Annotated in this window: 20 protein-coding genes, 1 tRNA gene and 1 other RNA gene; 7 read left to right on the top strand and 15 right to left on the bottom strand. The window is 34.6% G+C overall.

The annotated features are described in order from the left end of the window. Positions 1 to 6 precede the first annotated feature (6 nt). From ACFIJZ_RS04670 to ACFIJZ_RS04690, 5 genes are all read right to left on the bottom strand, one after another. Positions 7 to 1,749 carry a peptidoglycan D,D-transpeptidase FtsI family protein gene (locus ACFIJZ_RS04670; RefSeq protein ID WP_375631182.1) on the bottom strand — a complete coding sequence of 581 codons (1,743 nt, stop codon included), beginning with the start codon at positions 1,747 to 1,749 and terminating at the stop codon, positions 7 to 9. Then, positions 1,749 to 2,153 carry a hypothetical protein gene (locus ACFIJZ_RS04675; protein WP_273790787.1) on the bottom strand — a complete coding sequence of 135 codons (405 nt, stop codon included), beginning with the start codon at positions 2,151 to 2,153 and terminating at the stop codon, positions 1,749 to 1,751. Before ACFIJZ_RS04675 ends, ACFIJZ_RS04670 begins: the two co-directional genes overlap by 1 nt. Beyond that, positions 2,150 to 3,148, bottom strand: coding sequence for a 16S rRNA (cytosine(1402)-N(4))-methyltransferase RsmH (gene rsmH, locus ACFIJZ_RS04680; RefSeq protein ID WP_273790788.1), 999 nt, complete (start codon positions 3,146 to 3,148; stop codon positions 2,150 to 2,152). The genes ACFIJZ_RS04675 and rsmH overlap by 4 nt, the downstream gene beginning before the upstream one ends. A 264-nt stretch (positions 3,149 to 3,412) precedes the next feature. Beyond that, positions 3,413 to 3,803, bottom strand: an RNA gene (rnpB, locus tag ACFIJZ_RS04685) — RNase P RNA component class A. Positions 3,804 to 3,886: 83 nt separating this feature from the next. Then, positions 3,887 to 4,396: a lytic transglycosylase domain-containing protein gene (locus ACFIJZ_RS04690; protein WP_375631183.1), complete on the bottom strand. Its 510-nt coding sequence runs from the start codon at positions 4,394 to 4,396 to the stop codon at positions 3,887 to 3,889. A 1,097-nt stretch (positions 4,397 to 5,493) separates the two neighbouring features. Between ACFIJZ_RS04690 and ACFIJZ_RS04695 the strand changes: the two genes are divergently transcribed. Continuing rightward, positions 5,494 to 5,649: a hypothetical protein gene (locus tag ACFIJZ_RS04695; protein WP_273790790.1), complete on the top strand. Its 156-nt coding sequence runs from the start codon at positions 5,494 to 5,496 to the stop codon at positions 5,647 to 5,649. Positions 5,650 to 5,755: 106 nt separating this feature from the next. Here ACFIJZ_RS04695 and ACFIJZ_RS04700 read toward each other — a convergent pair whose 3' ends face one another. From ACFIJZ_RS04700 to ettA, 3 genes are all read right to left on the bottom strand, one after another. Then, a complete protein-coding gene (locus tag ACFIJZ_RS04700; RefSeq protein WP_375631184.1) occupies positions 5,756 to 6,133 on the bottom strand; it encodes a hypothetical protein in 378 nt (125 codons plus the stop codon). Between the two features lie 2,601 nt (positions 6,134 to 8,734). Continuing rightward, positions 8,735 to 9,673 (bottom strand): methyltransferase domain-containing protein, encoded by a 939-nt coding sequence (locus ACFIJZ_RS04705; RefSeq protein WP_273790792.1) that lies wholly within the window; start codon positions 9,671 to 9,673, stop codon positions 8,735 to 8,737. A gap of 674 nt (positions 9,674 to 10,347) precedes the next feature. Beyond that, a complete protein-coding gene (gene ettA / locus ACFIJZ_RS04710) occupies positions 10,348 to 11,997 on the bottom strand; it encodes an energy-dependent translational throttle protein EttA (RefSeq protein ID WP_273790793.1) in 1,650 nt (549 codons plus the stop codon). Between the two features lie 161 nt (positions 11,998 to 12,158). On the opposite strand from ettA, the gene ACFIJZ_RS04715 reads away from it, so the two are divergent. Then, positions 12,159 to 12,695, top strand: a complete 537-nt coding sequence (locus tag ACFIJZ_RS04715; protein WP_273790794.1) for a hypothetical protein — start codon at positions 12,159 to 12,161, stop codon at positions 12,693 to 12,695. 46 nt (positions 12,696 to 12,741) lie between these two features. Next, positions 12,742 to 13,350, top strand: a complete 609-nt coding sequence (gene pncA, locus ACFIJZ_RS04720; RefSeq protein WP_273790795.1) for a bifunctional nicotinamidase/pyrazinamidase — start codon at positions 12,742 to 12,744, stop codon at positions 13,348 to 13,350. 441 nt (positions 13,351 to 13,791) lie between these two features. Here the strand turns inward: pncA and ACFIJZ_RS04725 are convergent, their stop codons facing one another. Continuing rightward, on the bottom strand, positions 13,792 to 14,844 hold the full coding sequence (locus ACFIJZ_RS04725; protein ID WP_273790796.1) for a DUF475 domain-containing protein: 1,053 nt from the start codon (positions 14,842 to 14,844) through the stop codon (positions 13,792 to 13,794). A 360-nt stretch (positions 14,845 to 15,204) separates the two neighbouring features. On the opposite strand from ACFIJZ_RS04725, the gene ACFIJZ_RS04730 reads away from it, so the two are divergent. Continuing rightward, positions 15,205 to 15,744: a helix-turn-helix transcriptional regulator gene (locus ACFIJZ_RS04730; RefSeq protein ID WP_273790797.1), complete on the top strand. Its 540-nt coding sequence runs from the start codon at positions 15,205 to 15,207 to the stop codon at positions 15,742 to 15,744. A 390-nt stretch (positions 15,745 to 16,134) separates the two neighbouring features. Beyond that, positions 16,135 to 16,314 carry a YegP family protein gene (locus ACFIJZ_RS04735; RefSeq protein WP_375631185.1) on the top strand — a complete coding sequence of 60 codons (180 nt, stop codon included), beginning with the start codon at positions 16,135 to 16,137 and terminating at the stop codon, positions 16,312 to 16,314. A 531-nt stretch (positions 16,315 to 16,845) separates the two neighbouring features. On the opposite strand, the gene ACFIJZ_RS04740 is transcribed toward ACFIJZ_RS04735, so the two are convergent. From ACFIJZ_RS04740 to ACFIJZ_RS04750, 3 genes are all read right to left on the bottom strand, one after another. Continuing rightward, positions 16,846 to 17,016 carry a hypothetical protein gene (locus ACFIJZ_RS04740; RefSeq protein ID WP_375631186.1) on the bottom strand — a complete coding sequence of 57 codons (171 nt, stop codon included), beginning with the start codon at positions 17,014 to 17,016 and terminating at the stop codon, positions 16,846 to 16,848. A gap of 52 nt (positions 17,017 to 17,068) precedes the next feature. Next, positions 17,069 to 17,380, bottom strand: coding sequence for a hypothetical protein (locus ACFIJZ_RS04745; RefSeq protein ID WP_273790799.1), 312 nt, complete (start codon positions 17,378 to 17,380; stop codon positions 17,069 to 17,071). 267 nt (positions 17,381 to 17,647) lie between these two features. Next, entirely contained in the window at positions 17,648 to 17,932 is a 285-nt protein-coding gene (locus ACFIJZ_RS04750) for a hypothetical protein (protein WP_375631187.1), read from the bottom strand. Positions 17,933 to 18,688: 756 nt separating this feature from the next. On the opposite strand from ACFIJZ_RS04750, the gene ACFIJZ_RS04755 reads away from it, so the two are divergent. Next, positions 18,689 to 19,003 (top strand): helix-turn-helix domain-containing protein, encoded by a 315-nt coding sequence (locus tag ACFIJZ_RS04755; protein ID WP_007347852.1) that lies wholly within the window; start codon positions 18,689 to 18,691, stop codon positions 19,001 to 19,003. Here ACFIJZ_RS04755 and ACFIJZ_RS04760 read toward each other — a convergent pair. After that, entirely contained in the window at positions 18,927 to 19,109 is a 183-nt protein-coding gene (locus ACFIJZ_RS04760; RefSeq protein WP_273790801.1) for a hypothetical protein, read from the bottom strand. The two genes, ACFIJZ_RS04755 and ACFIJZ_RS04760, sit on opposite strands and share 77 nt — an antisense overlap. Before the next feature lie 1,662 nt (positions 19,110 to 20,771). After that, positions 20,772 to 20,848: transfer RNA gene (locus ACFIJZ_RS04765), tRNA-Ile, on the bottom strand. A gap of 170 nt (positions 20,849 to 21,018) precedes the next feature. On the opposite strand from ACFIJZ_RS04765, the gene ACFIJZ_RS04770 reads away from it, so the two are divergent. Then, the gene (locus ACFIJZ_RS04770) at positions 21,019 to 21,762 is read left to right on the top strand and encodes an SIMPL domain-containing protein (protein ID WP_273790802.1); all 744 of its coding nucleotides are present in this window, start codon (positions 21,019 to 21,021) and stop codon (positions 21,760 to 21,762) included. Positions 21,763 to 21,789: 27 nt separating this feature from the next. On the opposite strand, the gene ACFIJZ_RS04775 is transcribed toward ACFIJZ_RS04770, so the two are convergent. Next, the gene (locus tag ACFIJZ_RS04775) at positions 21,790 to 22,251 is read right to left on the bottom strand and encodes a YcgN family cysteine cluster protein (RefSeq protein ID WP_375631188.1); all 462 of its coding nucleotides are present in this window, start codon (positions 22,249 to 22,251) and stop codon (positions 21,790 to 21,792) included. Between the last annotated feature and the right edge of the window lie 171 nt (positions 22,252 to 22,422).

A 22,422-nucleotide genomic window follows, 5' to 3' on the forward strand; every position in this document is an offset into this window, starting at 1 on the left:
TTCATTTTACCGTTGTTTAACGAAACTTGAATTGCTCTTTTTACTTAAAAGAGGCTCATATTCTTTTTTAAAATCGGGTTGTACACCAAGAAAACTAGCTGTGCGACGAACAATATTAGCAAGCATTGGTCCAGCATTCATCCCCGCTGTTGCTGAACGCTGTCCCTCAGCAGGCTTTGGTTCATCAATAATTGTTAAAACAACATAAGCAGGATCCTCAATAGGAAAAGCAGCAAGAAAACTATTAAAATTTTTTGTTTTAGAATATTTTCCATTTTCAACTTTTTCAGCTGTTCCTGTCTTACCACCTACACGATAACCTTCAACTTTTGCATTACGTCCAGAACCAATATCACTATTTAATTTATAAAGGTAACGCATATTTTGACTTGTTTTAGCCTGCAAAACCCGTTTTGCATGGTGCAAAGTTTGTTCTTTTGGCCGTTTTAAAAATGTCGGAGCAATTAACCAACCACCATTCATTAAAGCAGCAGCCCCGACAGCTGTTTGCAAGGGTGTTGTTGCCATACCATGCCCAAAAGAAATCGTCATAGAATGGATATCCTTCCAATGATTTGGCACAATAGGGTGGGCAACTTCAGGCAACTCTGTTGTGAGACGATCCAGTAATCCAAGTTTTTGCAAAAAACCACGATGTTTATCAATCCCTATCGCCAACGCCTCTTTAGCAGAACCAATATTAGAAGAATAAATAAAAACCTCCCATAACGTTAAGGGTCGATTTTTTCCATGAAAATCATGAATAGTATAGCCACTACTTGCTTTTATTGGCTTTGAAGCATCAATAATACTGTTTAAATGAAAAATATCGGAATCAAGAGCCATAGCGGTCGTAAAACTTTTAATGATCGATCCCATTTCAAAAGCTCCTGCCGTCATCCGATTGAGACGATCACTTTTTAAAGCTTCAACAGGATTTCCAGGATCAAAGTCTGGTAGTGATGCCAAAGCCAAAACTTCCCCCGTATGTATATTTAAAATAACAGCTCCTGCAGCAATTGCCTTATAACGCTTCATAGCCTGAATAAGTTCATCATGAACAATTGACTGAACACGCACATCAATCGAAAGCTGAACTTGTTTTAATGATTCTTCCATGGCAAGACCAGCGGCACGCAAAGCACTCAGCCCCGCATCATCAATGTATTTTTCCATACCTGCAATGCCCTGATTATCAACATTCACCATACCGAGAATATGAGAAGTTACAGGTCCATCAGGATAAAAACGACGAATTTCAGTCCGAAAACCAATTCCTGGTATACCAAGAGCCATAATTTGCGTCTTCTGCATTGGTGTTAACCCACGCTGTATCCAAGAAAAACCAGATTTTCTTTTTAAGCGCTTATAGGTTTCCTGCCAATTAAGATCAGGCAAAACTGTTGAGAGCAATTCAATTGTTTCATCCACATCAATAATACGCCGTGGCTCAGCAAAAAGTGAATAAGTTTTAATATCTGTTGCCAATAAACGACCATTACGATCAACGATATCAGGCCGTGCCATCAATTGAAGTATTCCTGGCCCCTTTGCTTCTTCAATCTGTCCACCTTCCAACCCATAAGAAATAAGGCAAGCCCCCATGATTCCATATAAAATTAAAAAGCAGAACAACGAAAAAAGCAAACGTGGACGACTAGAATAGGGACGACGAACAGAAACATTATGATTATTCAACGAATTCTTTAAACGCTTTTTCTTCTGTGAGAATAAAAAAGTCGATTTCATTACTGCGCGCCTTTTTGGACAACACTATTGATCTGAGAAGCTCGATTATTTGTCAAAATATCCTGATTATCTTCCAAGATATTTTGTTTAATCACTTCTTCAATTTGATCATGTACCTGTACCGGAATGTCTTTAAACTCCACGATTTGACGCGGCTGTATAACCTCTAACCCAAGTTCTTTCTGATAACGTTTCGCAAGTTTTTGCATGCGTGAAGGCCTTATCATCACAGCCCACTCAGCATGAAGCAAACTTACCGTATTTTTTGCTGCAGCAATTTCATGCTCAAGATGAAGAACTTCGTTCATTCGTTTTTGAACATCATATTTTACCTTATAAGTAAGTCCTGCCATACAAATCATAATCAACACTAAAATCATATCAAATGTACGAAAAACTGTCATTTTTTGCTGCCTTCAAAACTGGCAATCTCTGCTAAACCAAATAATTTCATATCTGCTGCAAGAGCCTCTGCTTCAGTCCGTACACCAATACGCAACCTCGCAGAACGTGAACGAGGATTTTTCTGTAACTCCTCTTTAGTTGCCGTGATCCCACCTTTAAACAAAGGAAAAAATGTTGCTGGAGCAGCCTTCATTTCAGGCAGATAGCGTGATCTCATACATTCTCCAGAACGAGCCGAAAAAAATCTTTTGACCATACGATCTTCAAGAGAATGAAAACTGACAACCCCCAAACGGCCTCCAGCTTTTAAAACGCGTTCAGCAGCAAATAAACCACATGCCAATTCACCAATTTCATCATTAACATAGATACGAAGAGCCTGAAATACACGTGTTGCTGGATGAATACGATCTCCCGGTTTACGTCCTATCAACGCTTCGATAGCATACGCCAAATCACCTGTACGCAAAAAAGGCTGTACAACACGACGCTTTTCAATCATCCGTGCAATTCGCCCCGCATAACGCTCTTCTCCTAATATCTTAAAAATACGTGCCAAATCCCTTGCTTTTAAATGATTGACAACATCGCTGGCTGTAAAACCAGTCTGAGCCATTCGCATGTCCAATGGACCATCTTTTTGAAAAGAAAAACCTCTTTCTGCTTCATCCAGCTGCATTGAAGAGACACCAATATCCAAAATAACTGCATCCACCTTCTCTTCAACGACACGATCGAGCTGTGAAAATGCCATATGGACCAAACGAAGACGTGGAAAAAATTCTTCAACAAGCGATTGTCCTGCACTGATAGCATGAGGATCACGATCAAGAGCGATCACCTGTGCCCCTGCCTTTAACAAAGCGCGCGTGTAACCACCAGCACCAAAGGTGCCATCAATTACTTTTGCTCCAACCAATGGCATAAGCCCAGTCAAAACTGGCTGCAACAACACTGGAATATGGCGTTCAGCTCTTTGATCCTGATTTATCAAAATAATCCGTCTTGAAGTTATGCTGTCTCAAATCAACAGCTCTCTCATGGCAACTGATCTTAGAATAACCTAGCCTTCAACTTTCATATTAATCACAATGAACGAAAAAACTAAAGTTATCCCAAAACAGATCCTAACGCATTATACTTAAAGAAATGTTATAATTTTTTAAAACACTCTTTGCTCAAGTGTCCATTTCAAACACATAGACTCCATAAAAGATCATATATAATTGATCTTATAAAATATCGCGTATCATCATGAAATATCAGTCGGCCTATAAGCCGGGTTCTGTAGAGTAAAGCTTACACTTTACATGGCAACCATTCATCTGGGACGGATGTTACCATCCGCCTCGTGCAACCTACCCGAATGACTCGCCCGGAAATCGGCTGCAAATTAAATTTTGCACGTCATTTCTATTTGGTCTTGCTCCCGGTGGGGTTTACCTTGCCACATTCATTACTGAATGCGCGGTGGGCTCTTACTCCACCCTTTCACCCTTACCTATAAAAATAGGCGGTTTACTTTCTGTGGCACTTTCCCTAGGGTCACCCCCGCCGGGTGTTACCCGGCACCGTCTTTCCATGGAGCCCGGACTTTCCTCACCTGCCATATTTCAGCATCAGACAAGCGCGGCTGCCCAGCCGACTGACGCATTAATTTATAAAACATTTTCTGCTCAATGAAAATAGCATCTTAAAATATTTTATGACAAACCTCTCTCAACAGATGTTTTTATTTTAATGAAGCCAGATAAGTTTTCACTTTTGCGCAATATTTCGCCGAAATGGAATTCATTTTTTTTGCAGCATGACCTGCGTTATATTTAAGGATTGTACCACACGTACTTCCACCACTGAGTTTATACGCCCGTGCCAAATAACGCATACCATATTCAAGATTGGTCGCAGGATCGTACAAATCCTGTACAGAACCACTAAAGCCCAACCCTCGTGCCGTAGAGGGTTTAATTTGCATCAAACCTATTTCGCCAGCAGCCCCCTTTATACCTGCCTTATAATTACTTTCAACTTTTACAACAGCATGTGCTAAATTAACGGGAACATTATATTTATTCGCAAGTTTCTGAATAAGAAACTCATAAGGGCGATCAGGAATCTTAGGAGCAACAATCACTGAGGCTTCTCCTGATTCCGAAACATTTAAGACACTATGAGTCCAACTTATGTCAAATACAAAAAATACAGCACACGCTGTATTTAACAAGATTTTCAAAAATTGCATTTTCTTTCTCTTCACTCAAACATTCTCAAATTCTAGCCGCAAGTAATTTGCAAACGTATTATACAAAAAAAGAAAGCAAAAGAACGGCTTGAAAAAGGAAAGAGTAAGACAATTTCAAGATAAAATCATGTAACAAAAGAATATCTCTTTATTCACAAATCATAGATTTCTCTATATCATAAAATAAAAAAATAAAGAAACTATGGTTAATCTTATAGCGTATTAAATAAAATGATATAATCTATAAATTGCTGCTATCGCTATTGTATCACTTAATTTTTATATTAAAAAAATAGCATCTTAACTAGATGTAATATTTTTTACATAAGATTATTAATTTTTTTATTGGGATCAATCCCACAAAGTAAGAGAGACAAGAGCATCTTTTTACCGAAGATGCTCAATATCAAGAAAGTTTCATAAAAATATAAACCGCTATCAACGCTTCTCTCTGGTTAAAACACCCACAGCACTCTTTATATCCGATAAAACCTCAACAAATCACAAAACAAATCCCCCCATTATCGCACATAAAAAATTCATAAATATACTAAAACCATCATACTCTTTACCAATTCAAAATATTGCAACAGACTTTTAGCTCTCAAGATGTCTCAAAGAAGCTTTTTAATTCCTTTTTAAAAGAGCTGTTATCCACACAGTCCTCCCACTGGTAGTGTACTAGAAACTAATTTTGATTTTTTCACCATGAATAAATTTAAAATGAGAAAATTTTACAATTCTTAAGATTCTTATTCAATATAATAATGATAATTTATCATTATAAAACAATATACTAAAGAAGTTACATCCGTCTTTGTCTCTACAATAAAGCCTAACAATTACTTGTGTCTGTTTTTTTGAAAAATGTTAGAAAACTCAATACCCCCAAAGCCTTTTTAAATAAAAATAGACCTCTCACCTTCATTCAAATATTTTTTCTTTGTCACAGACTATCACCTTATCAGCCTTGCACTTCATTTTCAGAAATCATACAAGTGGATAAATATCCTAAAATCCGTAGAACAAAGAAAGCTTAAATCCTTTTAAAAAATTTTATTTTCTCATATCAAATAAAAAAATAACTGGCATATAAAATGCGATTAACGTATTTTATTATAGTCAATACTGCTTTTGTCATTGTAGCGATTGATAATGCAATTAACTTGACCAATACCCTTGATAGATTTTCTATCTCTCCTGTAATGATTGCAACATTACCGTTATACTCCGACTGCACACCTTTTGAGTAAGATAAATTTGTTAATTATCTTACAAATTGATTATCTCCTCGCACTTTTCAAAACTTCACGAAAAGCTCTTTCTCCTTTAAAACCCAAAAGCGCAATTAAAAAATAGCTAAAAATAAGCATTAGCAATGGAAGGACGAGAAATCGCTTTTGAGAGAGCCATAGCAACAGTTTCACCAGATTTTTGAGCCTGCTCACGACTCTGACCACTTTTAGCAGCAAGCGCAATTACATCACGACGCAGCTGCGCAATAAACAACTCTTGCTGTTGAGGGTCCATCTTAGAAAGATGCTTGATAATATCTGGAAAAGACACGGACAATCTCTCTAACAACTCCTCCTCTGTTACATCAAGCTTCTGAGAAGAAAAAGAAGAACGACCGGAAAAAAACTGATAAACAACACCACTTCGAGAAGCAAAAAAGACAGCGCCAAAAATAAAAAATACGAATAAAATAAAAATAATACGATGCGAAAAAGATCCCATTATCTCTTACCTAAAGATCACAGAATACAAACATAGATTCCTTTTATGATTCCCCTTATAGCATTCAACAATGCCTCAATAAAGAAAAATCAAATTATTAAAAATGAATACGCTAACACTCTCCGCCCAATAAGACCCACCCCTCTATGTATTTAGGTACTATAGGCGAAACAATAACAGATCTTACACTTCCCCCCTAATAACACTTTACATTTCCTAAAATAATTACAAAAAGCCTGACTGAGGGAATCCTCAGTCAGGCCAGACAATCTAGGGGATCCACGCGGGGGGGGGGGAGGAGGTTCCCCGATTGTCCTCTTACATCAACCACTAAGATAGCCGATGCAATATTCTTGCTATGGAATAAAATTTTTTAAACAACAAGAAATTCTTATCATCTTCTACGCAAAAAAACATAAAAGAATTATAAATTATTTAAAAATGTTTAAATTTAGGCAAAAAAAGTTCAAAATGACCCAATTTGAAGCAATTTTATTTCTAGAAGCACCAATTAGAATCTACGATCATTATAACTTTTAAATAGTTTCTTTCATAACTCTGATGATCATAATTTAAAAAAAACAGTAATTTCTACGTATCCACCCTATAAAAATCAAACTACGTAAAAGTAGAATCATTTTTCCAACAGCAATCACCACAAAAAGAAAAACGTAGATTTTTAAAATCTTACACAAATAACCGTAAAAAATGAAAAACATCTTCTTGCAAGAAATCTATGAATTATTCATATAAAACAATAAATTAGAGAAATAAAATCTTATCTATTTTTATAAAAAATTGCTGTAAATGATCATTAAAATATTGTTACATCCCTCATGTAAAAATCAATGAAGAATTTAAACTGCTTAATCTTATGAAAAAATGAGAACTCTGAAGGTATTTGTTTCGAATCACGCCCCATCGTCATTCCAAATAACGATAAATCATTTTACAATAACCAACAGTCTCTAACGCATTTTAACATAACAAACCGAAATCAATGCAGACATTTTCTCTTAATCTCTATCATTTAAATGATCCCGTAAAATAATACACACAGTAGTTTCTGTGATAAAAAATTGTATAGTCTGTTCTTCTAACGTAAACAATTCATTGATTTACAATCATAACTCATCATTTACAATTTACATGAGAGATCTCAAGAACGTAAGGTTCCCTTATTTTCAATCTTCGTCTATTGAGTCAATGAATAGCCATACTATCGCACATCACAAACAAGAAGAAGCGTATGAATAAAAAACATAAAACGATAATGCCGGCTTACAACTTTCACTTAAACTAAAGACGATGGTGCCCTATCAATTTTACGCTATACCCACGGACTGCGTCATAAGATGAGCGGCAAACATAAAAAGAAAGAAAATACGTTTGGCAAGAACAATGGACTTATTTAATAACCTTCATAACTTCTCATGATAAAGAGATACGAAACTTTAGTGTAATATCACGCTTTTCTTTCCTACTTTCAGCCACGGACTATCCATAGATCATCGCCGATCTTATTTTTATGAATATAATGCAAAACACATAGATGAACACCATATATGAATGCTTATAGGAAGAAATAAACGTAAAGCCAGATGCGTTATTATAACCGTTGTTGTACAAAATGTTTTTAAAATTCAGAATATCACTCCAATCCATTACCAATTTATGAGTAATTTTATGGCGTCATCTACCAAGCTTTTACTTTTTCTATTACTTGTAAATCAACACCTGCTCTAAACATAACAATATGTTTGAAATAAAGATTAGAGAAAATGAGAGCCATGTGAAAAATCCTAGCTTTTATATGCCCAATTAGAGTAAAAATATTTACGTCTGTTTGAGAAATCTTAAAAAGCCATCATTCATTTTGGAAGAAACATAAAATCCCAAAGATAAAACTATTGCTATCTTTACCATCCCCTTCATTTGCCTTTACGACTTTCAAACACGCTCATAACGCTGTATTTTAAATAATGAAAATCATGCATTGTCTCACCTTTTTACTTTTTCGTCTTTTTAGAGCATCTTTTTGCACTCCTCACTAAAAGTTCCAAGGCATTTCTTATCTAAGAACCTGTTTTAAAGAAATATTTTAAGATCTATTAGGCACACCACCTTTGACATTTATGAAGGTATGAGCCTTCACTATATTATATTGTGCGGCATTATATCATATTGCAGCCGCAAAGATGTATTTTCTTTTACAAACGGTATCATTAAGATAAATACCTTCTTTTGTAACAGACAAACAGACTCTTTTAGATTCTGAAACAGGAAATTTGAAATGAAAAAATATTCCTGTATTCAAACCTCTCATTGAGTCTAAAAAAATCAATGATCTTTTAAAATCAATATATTGGCTAATAACATAAATATGATATCAAGACACCTTAAATAATGTCCTCATAGGCTTAACTCTATAAAAAGTGCTTTCATTATACAGCCTACACGCCGCTATAAAACACCAATACTCCCATATAAAAACATAATACAAATGTAAAAAACAATAGCTTATCAATGATTGAATAAAGTTTTATCTCTACGCTATTCCTTGAGAAAAATCAGAGAATAAAGCACGTTAACAAACGCGATTTATGCAAAATCTACTTGTTTATCTTTGATATCGTCAACCAATAAACGCGGATCACGAGCAAGCCAAAGCGTAACCATACCCTCCTCACTGTTTTCATTTTGTATAGGAGTAAGACAAACCGTTTGTTCTAGAACAAGTCCCGCATTTTTAAGCCATTGTTCTATTTGTAAAGCCGAAAATCCAAGACGCATATGCGCTTGATCGGAATATGAAGGCTCAATTTCATGATAACCAAAATCCACAATCAATAAACGGCCATGAGGACGCAAAACTCTTGATATTTCATGAAGGAATATTTCAGGATTTTCAAGAAAATGTAAAACCCAATGAAGAATAACTAAATCAAAAGTTGTATCTCCAACAGACAAGTGCAAAACATTGCTATCAAGCACGACTTCAACCGCATGCGTATAAAGATTAGAAAACAATTTTAAGATAGAGCCTCCACCTCTTCCAATATTCAGCATCGTCTGAAATGGTTTATCGCCAATGATTTCAAGTAAAGCGTTTTCTACACCCTGATCTGCCATATAGGATGACCGTAATACATCCCATTGCAACGTATTTTGTAAGAAATGCTTCTTCCTCGTTTTTTGACGCTGCTTTTTGACATCCTTCAAACGTTCTAAATCATGCGCTAACAACACATCATGCTTTGGCAAAGCCGAAAGAACACCCATCACAATGTCTTTACCCCAAAAATCATGACAAAGCTTAAAATAAAGGCTATCTCCCTTCTGATAACGCTCAATCAATCGAGCTTCGTACAAGAAACGTAAATATCGTGATATACACGCTTGCGACTGATCAAGAATAAAAATAAAATCAGGAATTGTTAAATCTTCATGACGCAAGAGCGTAAGAACACGTAAATGGCTTACTTCTGCGACCGCTTTCAGCAGCACAATCATTGCATCTAAACTTGCACTTTTTTGCATAATTATCCCCTAAACATTCCTATAAACATTTGTTTATAGGAAAAAAAGTCAAGCATACAACGCATATTCTCATCTATTTTGTTCTCTCTATTTTATCATACTATGAAAAAAATAGGCTAATGTAAAAAACGAACAGATCTTATCTCCCTGCAGCTCGTTATAATGAGAATGCATTGATTTATAATAATAATTCATTCATTGTTAACTTGAATAAAAAACCGGAATACCGTAAATTTTTCTCATTTCAAATCTATTCATGATAAATCAATCCAAATCATTCTCTTACAGCTCATAAACGGAGGGGACATATGGATAAAAATATCTTTTATACCCACCTCAAAACAAGAACTGCATACCATTGAGAAAAAATAAATAACATGATAGTGCCAGCTTGCATTTTTATTAAGTAAAGATAATAATGCTCAATGACCAGAGCATTCGTAGAAATAGTACTATACTCTTCATCCCCTCCTTTTCATTGCAATTTTACAAGCAATAACCGGTTATATATCATGAGTAGAATAACCCTATTTAGGTCATAATTTCATAAAGTGTCTCTTACTCTTTGTTTAATGAATAAAAACTCACACAGAGTACACACACTTTATTTATGAAATAACAAACGCAATAAAGTACACTATTATTCCAACAAAGTTGAGATAAGAAAAAAATTTCTAGCGTGTAAGAGGTTTATAATTTGCATGCTTAGGATTAAGAGATTCCGCCCCAAGACGACGAACTTTATCAGCCTCATATTCAGCAAAATTACCTTCAAACCATTCTACATGACCATCACCTTCAAAGGCTAAAATATGTGTTGCCAATCGATCAAGAAACATACGATCATGCGATATGATAACTGCACAACCAGCAAAATTTTCCAATGCATCTTCCAATGCACCTAATGTTTCAGTATCAAGATCATTTGTCGGTTCATCAAGAAGAAGCACATTCCCCCCCTCTTTTAGAAGTTTCGCCAAATGTACGCGATTGCGCTGCCCTCCTGATAAATTTGCCACCTTCTGCTGCTGATCTGCCCCCTTGAAATTAAAAGCCCCGCAATAAGCGCGGCTATTCATCTCATATTTACCTAATTTAATAATGTCATTTCCACCAGAAATTTCCTCCCAAACAGTTTTATCTCCCACCAAAGAATCGCGACTCTGATCCACATAACTCATGTGAACTGTTTCACCGATACGTATTTGACCTGAATCGGGCTGTTCCTGTCCCGTCAACATTTTAAACAAGGTCGACTTTCCCATACCATTGGCCCCAATAACGCCGACAATGCCACCAGCAGGAAGTTTAAAAGAAAGAGAATCAATCAATACACGTTCACCATAAGCTTTAGAGAGATTATCAACCTCAATAACAACCTGTCCTAATCTTTCTCCAATAGGAATAATAATTTGTGCCTCTCCAGGACGGCGCTCACGTGCTGCTTGAACCAACTCATCATAAGCCTTAATCCGAGCTTTTGACTTTGCTTGTCGCCCCTTTGGACTAGAAGCGATCCATTCTTGCTCACGTGATAAAGCACGTTGACGCGCTGCCTCTTCACGGCCTTCTTGAGCCAAACGCTTGGCTTTAGCCCCCAAATAAGCAGAATAGTTCCCCTCATAAGGAATACCTCTACCGCGATCTAACTCTAAAATCCAACCCGTTACATTGTCGAGAAAATAACGATCATGGGTTATCAAAAGCACAGCCCCTGGATATTCACGTAGATGCCTCTCAAGCCAAGCCGTCGTTTCAGCATCTAAATGGTTTGTCGGTTCATCCAAAAGTAATAAATCAGGTTTTGACAAAAGCAATTTACAAAGTGCAACACGCCGCTTCTCACCACCCGAAAGTTTTGTTACATCCCCATCGGCTGGCGGACAACCAAGAGCAGCCATAGCCATTTCCACTTGACTTTCTAAATCCCAAAGATTCTGACTGTCAATAATGTCCTGAAGCTGTGCACTTTCATCAGCCGTTTCCTCGCTATAATTCATCATCAATTCGTTATAACGCTCAAGAATTTCCTGTTTATCTGCAACACCTTCCATTACATTGCCACGCACATCTTTGCTCGCATCAAGCAAAGGTTCTTGTGGTAGATAACCACAGCGTGCTCCTTCAGAAATCCATGCTTCTCCCGTATATTCCTTATCTAGCCCAGCCATAATACGTAAAATAGTTGACTTCCCCGCACCATTTGGCCCTAAAATACCGATCTTTGCATCTGGATAAAAAGACAAATGAATATTTTCTAGAACTTTTTTATTGCCGTAAGACTTGTTAAGCCCAGCCATATGATAGATAAATTGACGTGCCATAAATTTCTCTTTATATTGTGCGATATTAAAGATTAGGATTTTGAAAAAACTGCTTTTGCTTTTTGAAACTGTACAGTAAATAGCACTTACATCGTATCAAAAGCTTTTCGCTTTATATTGGTACATTTTTTCTAATCTCACAAGCCCCAGTATGGTCCTGAATGCAAAAAAACATCTCCCTAAAAAGCAAAAAGCAAATCTTTTTAGCTGTACCTGAAACCTGTTATCAAACATTACCTCTCTTTTCCATACCAGATATAACATTGTATTTTTATCGTATTAAACCAACTTATCAATGTAATATGGTACCACAAAGAAAAGCAATTCTCTATGCGCCTTCTTTTCTCGCTTTATGGGCTTTATATTACGCAGTAAAAAATCCTTCTCTTTTTTCATCGATTTTTTGCTACGGAAAGCAATGGACTTCACCCCTTGCCTTGATATGGCTTAAATTACGTTTACAAAACGACCGCCGCCTTATGGGATCTGACGTCCCAAGCCCAATGATCATGAAAGCTTTGCATCAACACGTAGCAACAAATGAATACAGTGCACTTCCCATTGGTACGTGGTTACAATTCGTAAAAAATTATAAAACCAATTGTAAAAACTTATCCATCCCCCTCTTTTGGCTTGATAATTATAAAAATAATATCAATATCCAGCACATCATTTCAAAACTTCAAGACGACATATAGCTTTTTAAAAATACGATAAAAGCTCATCTCGTATAGGAATATATTTATGGAAAAAAAAGCCTTAATCGTCATTGATGTTCAAAATGACTTCTTACTAGGTGGAGCACTTGCCGTACCACAAGGTGATGCTATTTTACCCGCCGTCAATAATCTCATAAATCATTTTGACCACGTTATCTTAACCCAAGACTGGCATCCCAAAAACCATTGCAGCTTTGCTTCCTGCTATCCTGAAAAAAAGCCCTATGATACAGTCATTCTTGACTATGGTCCTCAAATACTTTGGCCTGATCATTGCATACGAGGAACACAAGGAGCAGAATTCCATCCATCTCTTAGAGTAGAAAAGGCACAACTTATCCTTAGAAAAGGCTATAATCAAAAAATGGATAGCTATTCTGCTTTTCTTGAAAATGATCAAAAAACACCAACAGGTTTACAAGTTTATCTCAAAGAACATGGTTTTACTAAGCTCATTATGTGTGGCTTAGCAACTGATTTTTGTGTCGGATTTTCTGCTCTTCACGCTATGCAATGCGGTTTTAAAGTCAGTGTTTCATTAAATGCCTGTGCTGGTATTGATGTAAACGGATCACTAAACACTATGCTTAAAACGATGAACGAAGCTGGTATAGAACTTTTAATGGTCTCTTAAAATATCCTTCTCTAATCTACCATTATAATACACTGATTTATAAAGGATAAATTATTTTACACATATTTAAGTAAGAGTCCAGAATATCGTAAATTCTCTCATTTCAAACCTGTTTCAAAAACATTCTCTTACACGTTACAAAGAGAATCAATGTATGAATAAATCATTCAAAAAAACAGTAAGAATGCTTCTTATGCCCCATTAAATGCAAGAGCTTGTCATAATATTGAAAGCTGATAAAAAGTATAACATCAACTTTCTGTCTTATATTTAGGTCAAAAAGTATCCTAGAGATTGTACATTATTCCCTTCATGGGTAGTATCATGCAATGAACTCAACTTTAAAAAAACGCAAATAAGCAATAAAATAGTATTTTATTTTGCATGAAAGACCTCTTTTTACTCAAAGATATGCGATCAACAAAAGCGTGAAAATCTCCATTACTTAGACACAACATGTTTATACAATTGACGATTCTTAAAACGAATCGAAGAATATAATGCCATTCCAATAATACAGATTCCCACAAGTCCTGTTAAAACTTCAGGAACCGATATAATCGTTTGCAGATACATAATCACTGCAAGAACTAGAATTGCATAAAAAGCACCATGCTCTAAATAACGATAATGCAATAATGTTCCCGATTCAACCAACATAATTGTCATAGAACGAACGTAAAATGCACCGATACCAAGACCTATCGCAATAATAAAAAGGTTATGTGAAAAGGCAAAAGCACCAACCACGCCATCGAAAGAAAAACTAGCATCAAGAACTTCTAAATAAAGAAACGACCCTACTCCCCCGTGAGCTACTGTTGTTAAAGTCTTTTGAGGAGTGTCCAAGAGATGACCAACAACTTCAACACCGATAAAGGTCAAAAGTCCATAAAGGGCTGCCAATAAAAAAGTTATTTTATTTTCTGCGTCAATCTGACCTGAAACAAATAAGATCAAAATCAAAACAATTGCAATATCAATTCCAACAAGCGCCCCAAACTTTTGAGCAGGTCTCTCTATAACATTAAGCCAATGCACCTCTTTTTCAGAATCAAAAAAATATTTTAAGCCAACCATCATAAGGAAAGTTCCTCCAAAAGCAGCAATCCCCATATGCGCATCGGTTAAAACTTCAGCATATCGATGTGGTTCCCATATCGCTAATTTGACTGCCGCAATTGGATTAATCCCAACAGCAACGACAACCACCAATAATGGAAAAACAATTCGCATCCCAAATACAGCTATCAAAATGCCCCATATAAGAAAACGACGACGCCACAATGGACTCATTCTACTAAGAACACGCGCATTGATAATAGAATTATCAAAAGATAAAGAAATTTCCAAAATTCCCAAAACAACGCAAATAAAAAAATATTTAAGAAAACCAGTAATACTTTCCGTTTCAAACCAACCAATAACCCCTCCTAAAAAGACACCAATAATCGTGAAAAAAAAAGCAAACCCAAAATAGCGTAATAGGGCCATGATCATTCCTCAAAGTTTATTTTCTACTTCATCTAAAGCACACCCAGTACAAATCCAAAGTTTGCATCTCTTTAAAGTTGCATCTATTAATGCAGAGGTGTATAGAATATATATGGTAAAGTTACATGAAAATTCTCTCAAAAAAAGCAAGAGACAAATGTAGCAAACAAGGAATTTTGTTTTGAAGTGAATATCAATTGTCAATACAATAAGTGAAAGATTGCTTTCTATCCACGAAAATAAAAAAATAAAAAGAAATTAAAGCTATAATATTGACATTATATCATAGAATATTAATACATAGTGTGCTTTTATTATTTAATGATTTATACCATGATGATTTACCGAGGGAGATAATTCGTGGCACGTCCTGAAACTGAATCAAAAACCATATTTGGAAAACGTTTACGTTATGTACGTCTTGCTTTAGGCGATCCATCACGTGAAACCTTAGCTAAAAGTTTTAGCATGACAAAAAATTCCATTGCTTTTTATGAGCGTGGAGAGAGAGAACCCAATCTTAGTGTCTTACAAACATACCGCACGTTATACGGTGTCAATATTAATTGGCTTTTAACTGGACAAGGAAAAATGTTTGACACCGAATATACAAAAGGTGATTTTGATTGGAATTATTTTATTAAAAAAATCGAGGGACTGGAAGAAACACTTGCCGATAGTGATCGTAACGAAAAACTAAATCAAGAAAAAATCGACAGTTCTTATGAAAAATTGCAGCAATATTTGTCAAGACAAGGTTTATCAAATAGTTTTAACCCTAAAACTACAACCTCTCTTATCGATATGAAAGCTAAAATGGCCAATTCTTACACCCTTAGCTTATTCATTGATTTACTCATTCGAAGCGTATCCCAAAAAGAGGTTATAGCTAATCAATAAACGTCTATTTCAAAAGAAAAAACAAGAAATGATTAAACTCTACCAGTATGGAGAAAAGTGTTTTTACTTTATCCGTGCTGGTGAAATTTTGTATAATTTATAAATTTTGTTTCTGTAACGACAATAAAAATATTTGCGTTGTAAGTGAAAGTATAGTGTCTTTAACTTAAAAAAATAATTTTATAGTATAAAATTCTCATTCATATCTTATTGACAAGAAATTTTTTCTTGTTAAAAGAATAATAGCTCTCATAGAAATTATTTTTTTAAGTCAGAAAATTTAAGGGGAATATATTGACGACTTCCTATAGAGACATACATTAATGTTTACAAACGGATTAGTTAAATATTTATCCTGAAAATTATCAGCTATTTTATGAGGTGAGAAACATGTATTTTGAGGTGTTTCAAGGAGTTCACAATCAATGGTACTGGCGTTTAATCTCAAGAGATGCACAAAAAATTGCTTTTTCTAGTAAAGGCTATCCAACAAAACAAGATATCCTAATCAATATTGAGCAAATAAAAGAAGTTACACATAAGGCTCTTATTAGAGAACTACAATCCTAACGTTCTTTACCATTAAAACAAGCGTTTATTTTGTATAATGGTATGTTGAGTTATTTTTGTGACAAATGAACAGTGATTGTTTTTCCCTCAATGGGAGGGTGTTTTTTGTATTATTTCTGACGCTTACAAATAACAGTCATATTCTTACAGATTATGTGTTTATTTTCAATCACACACAAATCTCTATAGCCTTTATCAAAAAGAAAATCTCTTAAGTCTTGTATTTTTCATAAAAAATAAACGCACATGAAGAGAAGATAAACATCAATGAGAGATATAATTACTCTACAAGATATTAATATCTTTTACGTTCATATTCCTCTTCTGTATCTGATAATCATAACTGACTTACCCATTTCATCTTCATAAAAAGCAAATATCTCTTTCTTCCTATTATCATGCAATTTTTTATACCTATTAGCTGAAACTATCGTAGCATTTATACCTTACATCTAAAAGGAACGTGCAAAATTGTTTCCAGCAATAATATAAAATTTCTGGATTGTATAGACGCGCTTTTTAATAACCAGCCTACCTATAAACTGGTTTATCATCATAAACTCTTATTTTATGACCAACGACGCTCTGTCTTATAAACTTAAATGTTTTCATAAAATCAGAGTAAACTTGAATATTCTCTTCTAATACAATATCTCCATCAGCACCATAATTGGCTTCATTAAAGTTTATCTCTCTCGTCATTCCAATCTTCCTAACACATTTTCAAACCCTTTAATGCAAAATATGAATACAATCACTCTTTATCATCTTCAGATTTAAGCATTTTTTTATATTTCTTTTCATTTTTTTCATATTGCTTAATTTGTTTTTTCAGTTTTTCAATTGCTTGGTCACGTCTTTTAATCACCATACTTTGCTCTCTAATAGCTCTATCTCGTTCTTCAGTCATCTTCATAGAATCTCTTAAAAACTCATGCTTTATTCTTCTAGATTCCTCTTTTAAAATTTTCACTTGACTGCGATAATATAAAGAAAACCGAAATATAACCCCGCTGCACAACAAAACAACAACCATTGCTCCCAATAAAATTTCGTTTACACTCATTTGGATCTCCCTTAATTGTCGCTCAAGTGATCATCTTGACCAATTTATTTCATCCTCAATCAAAAAAAGAATGCAATAAATTGCATGTTCCAAGTGTGAACAATCACTCTCGGCATTCTTATTTTCTCCATTAAAGCATTGATCAATGGCGCAAACAAATCTCTGAAAGCGGCTAAATCTACACTCACACCAATTATTTGCGACACATTTATTGACACAAAATACAAAAAATAAGGAACGTCAAATAAAACTAACGACGCAATGCAATCATAAAAGCCTTGCCCAAATCGTTCCTATCTTCCTTTTTACGCCATGTGGAATGCGGCTATATGAAAGTTTTTCATTATTACAAAAATCTTCACTGTCACAAAGCACAGCATTTCTGTAAAATTTTGCCTTCCCACAAATTTTTACATCACCATAAACTAAAGCATCATTATAAACTCGAGCCTTTCTACAATCACGAGTATCACCATAAAATTCAATACATTGAACATTCAAAACTTGATCAAAAAAGACCGCATTAGCGTAAACATATGCATCTCCACTCATATTCAAATAACGATAAAGTTCTTATTTTTCATAAACATGCAAACTCTTACGAACAACTACACAACCATATGTTAATGCATTGTTATAAATAACAATATCATTGTAAACACAGACTTCATTATAAACCGCAGCATCATAAAAACACACTCATCCCCATAAGGGCATTGATCGAATGTATAATTCTACCAAACAACCACCTTTGTGGATCAGATTACCTTCCTGTTTAATAAAATATCCAAGATCACTTTTTTGATATTTCCCAATTTTTTAATGCATATATACGATATACCATCTGATAGTGATCTAATTTATTACAATAAAGGAGAAATCAATATTCTTTGCCTATGAATTTACATTTTTTCTACAGCCATTATCCTATCTCTTAAGGCTCTAAAGCTTCGTTATATTCACATACTACCTCAACGCAGAATTTTTTTTACAAATTCTGATGTTGGGGTATATCTTGATTTATAATGCTGCTACGTATACTATCACAGTGAAATCTCATAAACATACGAGTGTGTATCGCCCTTTCTGGTATACACATTTACTTTTTCACAACCGTGGAACTAAGCAACCATTTTTATTGATTCGAATCTGAAAGTGTATGGGGACATTTTGTTATTAGTTAAAAACAACTCTATATGCTTCCTTAGCGAAGAGCTACACATGGATATTTTCACGCTCCTTGTATCATATATTCTGGATTCGCAACGCAATATTAACGCTATAGCGTAAATATGTAAAGGTCTAAAAATGACAAAGACTGAAAAAGATTGGTTCCAACGCTTAGTTGAATTGATAAAAAGTGACGGACGAACAATGATTGAAATAAGCAGAGCTGCAGGCTGTGGACAAAATTACGTCCAACAAATGATAAATGGGGGAAAGAGGCCTTCTGTAGATAAACTCATGGCTATTTTGAACACACTGGGAAATGCTAGTGCCATATATGTAATAACTGGTTTCAACATCTCCGATGAAGATTTAAAACTCATAACTTTGATTTCGTCTGGAGATAAAAAGAAGATTGAAGCCTTAAATGTTCTGTTGAATGAGCAGAATCTGTAGAATTTTCTACTTTATCCAATATCGCTTGCTTTTGAGACGTCGATAAAGACTCCCATTTCACAATAATATCAGATAAAGTTGTTTCAAATTTTTTATCATTCTTCATAGTCATACTCCATGTAGTCAAACTATATAACGCTAAAGCGTTCAAATATATCTCATACCTTAGAAAAAAATATTTGCAATAGGCAGTATGGAAGCAATTGTGTACAAACTTATTTTACAAAATCAGATGAAGTTCTATTAGTCATGTACCATGGTGAAACAAAAGGCATCACACGATCCAGACCTTACTTATGAAAATTGGTATAATCTATCAAAAACGCGAATAATGTTACGCAGATCTTGCGATTCGGACCAATGAAAACTAATGTGAAAATATCCCTGAAGACACTCCTGAACTCTATATAAGAGAACACGAAAAAGCTTTTTGAAAAAATACATCACAATTTTATGCTACATAGCACTATCTATGTTTTTTAAACAATATTGCAAAGCAAGAATATAACAATGTTATAGGAATAAATTCTTATAAACAGAGCCACACTACCTAAAACTCTGTAACACGTTTACAGGTAACCTCCCCTCTAAACACACCTTGTAAATACTAATATAAGTCTCTATCATGAGCAAAAATGATATTCTTAAAAAATAAAACGAATCACCACGCACAATCTTTGTACGTAAATTGTATACAGATTTACAACAAGAGAGAAATTCCCTTATGCAAATGAAGAATTATATTTTCAAAGTATGATTTTGAAGAAGAAGTGTACTTTTACAAAAAAATCCCCCTCTCTGCCAATACTTTTTCATAAGAGAGAAAACTCATAACAAAGATAAAACTCTCTACACGATCAATACGAGAAAAAGGTTAGCAATACAAAAAAGTGGTAGGTTTACCGCAATATTGCCAATCCCTTATGAGAGTAAAATTAAAAAAGACATCTGCTCTTCAATAATAATTCGGATCACATGAAAACTCTATAATTTGAACATTAAGAAAAAAATACACAAAGACAGAAAATGGCATTTTAACGATTTTTTTAATATCATAGAAAACATTTCTTACAGAATAATAAAATGCTTATTACAATAAAATCTGGATGATGCAAAGCGATAGAAACAATCACTCAATTGATTTTTCAAAGAACAATTGATGAAATTCTTTTCAAAGAACACGCCTCCGTCACTATGAACAATATTTCTCAAAAATCAAATAGAACTCCTTTCTTGGGAAAAAGAAAATATCAACAAATGTTATCATCGTTGACCCCATGATACATATGAACGCCTATAGATCACATTCTCTTATATACAACCTTTCATCACGATGATGCTATTCGAACGTCTAAAAGACATTAACATCACTTAGAAAAAAGCAAATTTACACTAAATGTTTTTTGAGCCATTTGTTCTGAACAGGTCCAATCTTTAAAATTTGTTTTATTGAGATCTGTTTATTTGCAGAACAAGTATAAATAAATTTATCTAATGAAGCTTTTAGTCTTCTATTTTATGAAGCACATCACACAGGAAAAGTACAAAACAGTATATGAATTAAGCAAGTAAATAGCGACACATATCAGTTAATCAAAATGCTACAATGTTGCAAATGAGAGAACTTCTTTGATGAGACTAAAAAAATGAAACAAACAACGACTAAAGGATTTTAGAACAAACAGGAAAATAAATAAAAAAAACGAAAAAGGTAGAATCTCAAAACTTTTATATAAGCGATCCATTTTTCTATTGGATATTTCCCTATTGGTGGGCCCGGAGGGACTCGAACCCCCAACCAAGCGGTTATGAGCCGCTGGCTCTAACCAATTGAGCTACAGGCCCCACATAGGTTGTTTCTCTCTAAACTAAAATGCCCTATGATACAAGAGCTGACAAAGATTATAACCCATCTTTTTCTCTTTTCTATTGGTTTTTTTTTCAGTGCTCTAATTTCTTTACAAAAACTCTTAAAAATGAGAGAATAATTAACTGACAAATATAAAGGTATAGATATGATAGAAAAGAAAATTCAACCACTGAAGGGTTCTCTGGTTAAAACAGTTATATTAGCATTTACACTCTTAACCACATCGTTGACTGTACGTGCTTATGCTGAAGAAAATAAAATGAAAAATGCAACAATTACAGTGACAGCAATCGGAGAAAGTCAAGCCGCACCGGATATGGCAATTATTAATCTAGCCGTTGTTACCTATGATAAAACTGCCCAAAAGGCATTAGCTTCCAATAATCAATCCATCAATGATATTATAAAAGCTTTTAAAAACAATGGTATCCAAGCAAATGATTTGCAAACATCAGGCTTATCCATTTATCAGTCAACCTCTGATAAACAGCACGAAAAAAAGAATAATGAAAAACTCTATCATGTTTCAAATTCTTTAACCGTACGCATTCGTGATCTTACCAATGCTGGTAAAATCTTTGATCAAGCGATGTCACTAGGTGTTAATTCAGTTAACGGCATTACTTTTACCAACGCAGATACAAAGCCATTTTATCAAGAAGCACGTAAAAAAGCCATTACTGAAGCCATTGAAAAAGCGCAAACGATAGCGCAAGCGGCCGATTTAAAATTAGGAAAAATTATTGAAATCAATGAAAAGGATGATTACTATCACCCAACACCACGTCTCATGAGTAGAGCAGCAGATGTAAGCTACGCAAATACAAATTTTGCAGGTGGTGAGTTAAATTATAACGTGAGCGTCACTGTAGTCTTTGCGATCGATTAAGTCACAAACAGTTGTATAAAAATTACATTACTGGCCTTCACGTAGAAGACCAGTAATGTGATAAAGATATTCTTCCTCAGATAATAATTCGTCTTCGTAAACCTCTATTTGTCCGCGTGCAGAAATACGCGCTGTATGTACCGTCTGACAATCTCCTGATACTAATGGATGCCACCAATGAAGATCTTTTCCCTCATAAATTAATCTATAAGCACAACTTTCTGGAAGCCAGCGCGCTGTTTTAACTGTCGTAATGTCTAGCGACATACAATCTGATACAATTGATTTACGATGAGCATAATCTCGACACCTGCAAGTTTCCCCATCTAAAAGACGACAAGCAATACTGGTTGCATAAAGGTCACCCGTATCGTCGTCCTCAACTTTATGGAGACAACAACGGCCACAGCCATCACAAAGGCTCTCCCACTCAGAAATGGAAATCTCTTCTAATTTTTTTACTTTCCAAAAGGGGAGTTCTCCACTCATAAACTCAGACACACCTTTTTTAATTAAGACGATCTATAAAAATAAAACGTTTAATTTCTATAATTTCATCTATTTCTGTCTCTTAAAAAGATTCAACTCAATGTATACTTTAAACCATGTTCTTAAAATCTATCTAAATAAAAAGAGAATATTCAAAAATAGCGCATATAA

The organism is Bartonella sp. CL70QHWL, from assembly GCF_042194855.1.
GTDB lineage: Bacteria > Pseudomonadota > Alphaproteobacteria > Rhizobiales > Rhizobiaceae > Bartonella.